Genomic DNA, 1884 nt, shown 5'->3' on the forward strand with positions numbered 1-1884 from the left:
GATACCTTGCGATCCTGGGGGTTCCGCCGTTCGCGGGATTCTGGTCAAAGGACCGCAAGGTATCCGAGCCCGAAGGTGGCGTAGGTGACCGGCAGCAACTTGCGCAGCCCGCCGTAACGCCGCATATCGGTCTCATCGTTCATGGCGTGCATGACCGACCCCGCACCGAGGAACAGTCCGGCCTTGAAGAACCCGTGAGTCAGCAGGTGCATGATGGCGGCCGCGTAGCCGACCGGTCCGAGCCCGGCGGCAAGGACCATGTACCCGATCTGACTCATGGTCGAGGCAGCGAGGGCCTTCTTGATGTCGTCCTTGGCGCAGCCGATGATCGCACCGAACACCAATGTCACTGCACCGACTGCCATGACGGCAGCCTGTGCACCGGGCGCGAGATCGAAGATCGGGTTGGACCGCGCGATCAGGTACACACCGGCGGTGACCATGGTGGCCGCGTGGATGAGCGCGGACACCGGTGTCGGGCCTTCCATCGCGTCCCCGAGCCAGGATTGCAGCGGCACCTGCGCGGACTTACCGCAGGCTCCCAGCAGCAGCAATAACCCGATGGCGGTAAGGGTTCCGGTGCTCGCGTGCCCGGCCGCCCCGAAGACGGTCCGGAAGTCGATGGACCCGAACGTGGCGAACATGATCATCAGCGCGATGGCCAGCCCCATGTCGCCGACCCGGTTGACCACGAACGCCTTCTTGGCCGCCGTTGCGGCGGAGGGCTTCTCGTACCAGAACCCGATCAGCAGGTAGGACGCCAGACCGACGCCTTCCCAGCCCAGGTACAGCACCAGGTAGTTGTCGGCGAGGACCAGCACCAGCATGGCGGCCAGGAACAGGTTGAGGTAGGCGAAGAATCGCCGCCGTCCCGGATCGTGGGCCATGTAGCCGACCGAGTAGATGTGGATCAGCGATCCCACCCCGGTGATCAGCAGCGCGAAGCAGATCGACAGCTGATCCAGCTGCAACGCGAAGTCGATCTTCAGCCCGTTGACCGGAGCCCACTCGAACAGCGTGTAGTGCACGGCCCGTTGCGCATTGGACCGGCCGAGCATGTCGTTGAACGCCCACGCCGCGACACCGAACGAGCCCAGCGCCATGAGGGTCCCGAGCAGGTGCCCCCATTTGTCGCTGACCTTGCCGAGCAGCAGCAGGACCACGGCACCGGCCAGCGGCAGCGCCGGAAGCAGCCACAACGTCATCTGTGAGGTGTCCATATCAGTACCGCAGCAGACTGGCGTCGTCGACCGAGGTCGAGCGGCGGGCACGGAAGATGCTCATGATGATGGCCAGGCCGACAACGACTTCCGCGGCGGCGACCACCATGGTGAAGAAGGCGAAGACCTGTCCGTCGAGGTTGCCGTGCACGCGCGCGAAGGTGACGAAGGCCAGGTTGACCGCGTTGAGCATGAGCTCGATGCACATGAACACCACGATGGCGTTGCGCCGCACCAGAACTCCGGCCGCGCCGATGGTGAACAGCAGCGCCGAGAGGTACAGATAGTTGTCCGGGTTCACCGCAAGCCTTCCTCGGGGGAGTCGTTGCCGTTGTCGTCACTGCCGTTGTCGCCGTTGCCATGCTCTGGAAGGGCACTGCCGACGGTCAGCACCACGGCCTCGGTGTGGGCGCGGTTGCGGCGGTGCCGCAGGATGCTGCTGACCGACAGCTCCTCGAAGGAGCCGTCCGGCAGTCGCGCGGGCGCGTCGACGGCATTGTGGCGGGCGTACACGCCGGGCGTCGGCAGCGGTGTGACCCGCGTGCCGGTGCGGAAGCGTTCCTTCGACAGCGTGCGCTGATCGGTGGGCGGCCCGAACCTTTCGCGGTGTGGAAAGCCTGGCAATGGAATTGGCGCAGCTGACGATTCCGCTCAGCGAACGGCT

At 65.6% G+C, this 1884-nt stretch carries 1 protein-coding gene and 2 pseudogenes; all 3 read right to left on the bottom strand.

Translation table 11 applies throughout. The features are described 5' to 3' along the window. Positions 1-47: 47 nt before the first annotated feature. A pseudogene (gene nuoL / locus ACWELQ_RS44905) lies at positions 48-1220 on the bottom strand (NADH-quinone oxidoreductase subunit L); the annotation flags it as partial. Between the two features lies 1 nt (position 1221). Beyond that, positions 1222-1521 carry an NADH-quinone oxidoreductase subunit NuoK gene (gene nuoK, locus ACWELQ_RS44910; RefSeq protein WP_379352020.1) on the bottom strand — a complete coding sequence of 100 codons (300 nt, stop codon included), beginning with the start codon at positions 1519-1521 and terminating at the stop codon, positions 1222-1224. Continuing rightward, positions 1518-1829: pseudogene (locus ACWELQ_RS44915) on the bottom strand (NADH-quinone oxidoreductase subunit J); the annotation flags it as partial. The gene nuoK and the pseudogene ACWELQ_RS44915, both read right to left, overlap by 4 nt. Between the last annotated feature and the right edge of the window lie 55 nt (positions 1830-1884).

The organism is Nocardia sp. NPDC004722, assembly GCF_053601505.1.